This is a genomic window from Moorena sp. SIO4G3 (genome assembly GCF_010692305.1).
GTDB lineage: Bacteria > Cyanobacteriota > Cyanobacteriia > Cyanobacteriales > Coleofasciculaceae > Moorena > Moorena producens_A.
Genome location: NZ_JAAHIG010000592.1, coordinates 1 through 3,519, shown reverse-complemented (window position 1 = coordinate 3,519; position 3,519 = coordinate 1). Strand labels below are relative to the sequence as shown.

3 protein-coding genes and 1 pseudogene are annotated in these 3,519 nt (G+C 46.1%); 2 read left to right on the top strand and 2 right to left on the bottom strand.

The window, feature by feature from the left end; translation table 11 throughout:
- Window positions 1–226: 226 nt before the first annotated feature.
- Window positions 227–808, bottom strand: a pseudogene (locus F6J99_RS43325) (transposase); the annotation flags it as partial.
- 378 nt (window positions 809–1,186) lie between these two features.
- Between F6J99_RS43325 and gcvT the strand changes: the two are divergent.
- Entirely contained in the window at window positions 1,187–2,344 is a 1,158-nt protein-coding gene (gene gcvT, locus F6J99_RS43320; protein ID WP_293123187.1) for a glycine cleavage system aminomethyltransferase GcvT, read from the top strand.
- A gap of 118 nt (window positions 2,345–2,462) precedes the next feature.
- Here the strand turns inward: gcvT and F6J99_RS43315 are convergent, their stop codons facing one another.
- On the bottom strand, window positions 2,463–2,903 hold the full coding sequence (locus F6J99_RS43315; protein WP_070392113.1) for a DUF4079 domain-containing protein: 441 nt from the start codon (window positions 2,901–2,903) through the stop codon (window positions 2,463–2,465).
- Between the two features lie 217 nt (window positions 2,904–3,120).
- Between F6J99_RS43315 and F6J99_RS43310 the strand changes: the two genes are divergently transcribed.
- Window positions 3,121–3,303: a hypothetical protein gene (locus F6J99_RS43310; protein ID WP_293123182.1), complete on the top strand. Its 183-nt coding sequence runs from the start codon at window positions 3,121–3,123 to the stop codon at window positions 3,301–3,303.
- The last annotated feature ends 216 nt before the right edge of the window (window positions 3,304–3,519 follow it).

Sequence of the window (3,519 nt, the reverse complement as noted above, 5' to 3'; positions counted from 1 at the left end):
GCACCGCCATCCGGATGAACAGTTATAATTCTTGGGGTTGTCCCCGCGAGTTACCTGAGTCATACCTCTCCCGCACGAGGGAGGCTCCTACTCAGAACAAGCCGCACACAGTTATAACTTTTGGGGTGTTCCCCGCGAGTCACCCAAGTCATACCCCTTCGTGTTGTTCCTTGAAGCTTTTGGCTCCTGGCTTTTTCCCGAAGATTCCTACTTGGAACAAGCCGCACGTATAGAACTCTTTTAGTCCAACATCCAGGCCGACAGCTATTCCAGTTGGTTCTAATTCTTCTTTGATGTCAAGTGAAACACAAAACTGAACGTAGTATCCATCCGCCCGACGGACTATCCGAACCCGCTTAATCTGTTTTTGGTCAAAACGCCATAAGTCCCATGTACCTTTAAGTTTAAGCTTTCCGATGCCCTTCTTATCACTAAACGTGATTGACTTTTTGTCAGGGGACAGCTTCCATCCAGACTGCTTGTATTCGACGGAACGGCAGTGTTTTTGGAATTTAGGAAAGCCTTTCTTTCCGGGGATCTTTTTCTTACAGTTATCAAAGAACCGAATAATTGATGACCAGGCTCTTTCTGCGCTAGACTGACGAGCTGTAGAGTTCAATTCATTGGCAAAAGGAAATTGCTTAGCTAGGACTGCACTATATTTATTGAGGTCAAATTTATTAACCCCTTTATTGTCCATCCAATATCTAAGGCAACTATTGCGGATAAATTTAACCGTCCGAATAGCTTCATCAATAGCAGAGTATTGATGTTTCTTTCCTTTTGCCTTAAACTCTAAAATAATCATCAGCTTCGACCTTAACTGTAACTATTTTAGTCTAGCACTCTCAGACTAAAACGTCAAATTTAGCCTGAGATTTTGTAGGCGGCTAAAGCCGCTGTTCGCTTTCATCCCCGGTCTTTAGACACGGGGTAAAGAGCGTTTCGATCCTTTATAAATTTGAAAGTGGCGCGTTTAGCAACTATTTAGCAACTGTTGTTAATAAAACGCCAAATTGTAACGGGCAAGATGCCCATTCCACATTGTGCTACACGGGCAAGATGCCCATTCCACATTGTGCTACACGGGCAAGATGCCCATTCCACATTGTGCTACGGGAACGGATCTGATAATAGCAGATAAATGTTAGACTAACCTGATAACTGAACACCATTATTAAAACCCGTGGCAAATTCCCCAGGATCTCCAGAGTCCCAATCCGAAACCCCTAAATTGGCTCGCACTCCCCTATTTGATCAGGTGGTAGCACAAAATGCCCGCTTGACAGCTTTTGCGGGTTGGGAAATGCCAGTACAATTTAGCGGATTGAAAAAAGAACATGCTGCAGTACGAACTGCTGTCGGAATTTTCGACATCTCCCATATGGGTAAGTTTGCTTTTCATGGTAAGCAACTACGGGAGCAATTGCAGTCTCTAGTACCTTCAGATTTAACCCGCTTGCAACCAGGTCAAGCTCAATACACGGTGTTGTTAAATCCGAATGGTGGCATCATTGATGACATTATCTTCTACTACCAAGGTGAGGAGGAGTCTGGGGAGCAGCGGGGGATGATGATTGTTAATGGAGCAACCTGCACCAAAGACAAAGACTGGTTGTTAGCTAACCTGGATACTGATTTAGTTACCTTACAAGACCTTTCAACATCCAAAGTGTTGATCGCAGTACAGGGACCATTAGCAATATCACATCTTCAGCCATTTGTCAAAGAAGCCTTAGCACCAGTCAAAGCGTTTGGACATCTAGAGGCAACGGTGTTGGGAAAACCGGCATTTATTGCTAGAACCGGTTACACGGGGGAAGATGGATTTGAGCTGATGCTAGACCCAGATGTGGGAATAGAGCTGTGGCTGACACTTTTAAATTCTGGTGTGACTCCCTGTGGTTTAGGTGCCAGAGATACCCTGCGCCTAGAAGCGGCAATGGCACTCTACGGACAAGATATTGATGATACCACTACACCCTTAGAAGCTGGGTTAGGTTGGCTAGTGCATCTTGATAGCAAAGGAGACTTCATCGGACGCTCGGTGCTAGAGCAACAAAAAGCAACGGGGATCGAGCGCAAGCTAGTTGGGATCCAGATGCAAGGACGGCAGATTGCTCGCCATGGTTACCCAGTCCTAGCTGATGGTGAGGTGGTAGGAGTTGTCACTAGTGGTACATTAGCACCAACCTTAGGAAATGCGATCGCACTAGCCTATGTTCCCAGAAAGTTGGGCAAAGTTGGACAGCAGCTGGAAGTAGAAATCCGGGGTAAATCCTATCCAGCCGTTGTGGTCAAGAAGCCTTTTTATCGCTCTGAAAATCGTCCATCGGCAAAGTAAAGCTATCCATGGCTGACAGATAACCTTAAAGTTTCAACTTTCAACTTTCAACTTTCAACTCTCAACTTTCAACTTTCAACTTTCAACTTTCAACTCTCAACGTTCAACTTTCGGTTGCCTAATGCCTAATATATTTCTGGACAACTTCCCAACCAGTCAGGGAAACCCAGGTAAATCCCACTAGCAAAGCAATGTTAGTAGCAACGTGAACAGCCTTTGCTAAGGGTTGTCGAGGACTTATTTGGGTAGCACTAAAGGCTGAGAGCAACACCAGTGCTACCACAGACCATCCAGCAATTAAGTGGGCTGAATGACCTAGATTACCGTAATGGCCGATGGTCCCTACTAAACCAATTCCCAGCAGAACCAAGACTAGAGCGACCATGATCCAGCCAATGATGTAGTGCAGAGGGCGTAACCAAGTCGGTCGTGGACGTCCGGAGTGACGTTGATAAAACGCAATGCTGCCAGTGATTGCCAGGAGTACATAGGCAAATAGGGACAAACCCATTGACCAAGCAGCTATTTTCCAGAGCCAGAGAAAAGAAGGCAGATTCACAGGGTGATAGGGTGATGGAGTGATGGGGTGACGGGGTGATGGAACAGAATTTCAAGATCTGTTCAAGATCTGTTCTTGTTCACTTTTCAATTACTTTTGCTATGGTTACAGACCAAGTGACAAGTTACAAGTCTAGCACTATAGCCTATTTAGCTTGAACTCTCAACCTAACCGACAAGGGACGCCTGGGCAATAACAACCAAACAACCAAACAACCTTGGCCTTTGGCCACGCTTCGCGAACAACCTTCAACCAGACAACCTTCAACCAAACAACCAAACAACCTTCAACCAAACAACCTTCAACCAAACAACCTTCAACCAGAAAACCTTGGCCTTTTGGCCTTTCGGCCACGCTACGCGAACGGCCACGCGATCGCGTTCAACCAGACAAGCAATGAAAAATGGGTTACTTCTGTTGTAAGCAACCCCAAAGTATAGATTATAGTAAGTGACAGCTCCTACACTGACTCTGCTCTTACAGAGCCGGTCCGCGAACGAGTTCAGTGTAGGCAACAAGCGCCAATCCGGGCATCCCTTAGGAGGCGCTGGGCTTTAAGAACGGACTGCCCTCTCTTGATGCAATAGCGAGTGGGGGAAACCCCCAAGACCGCGCT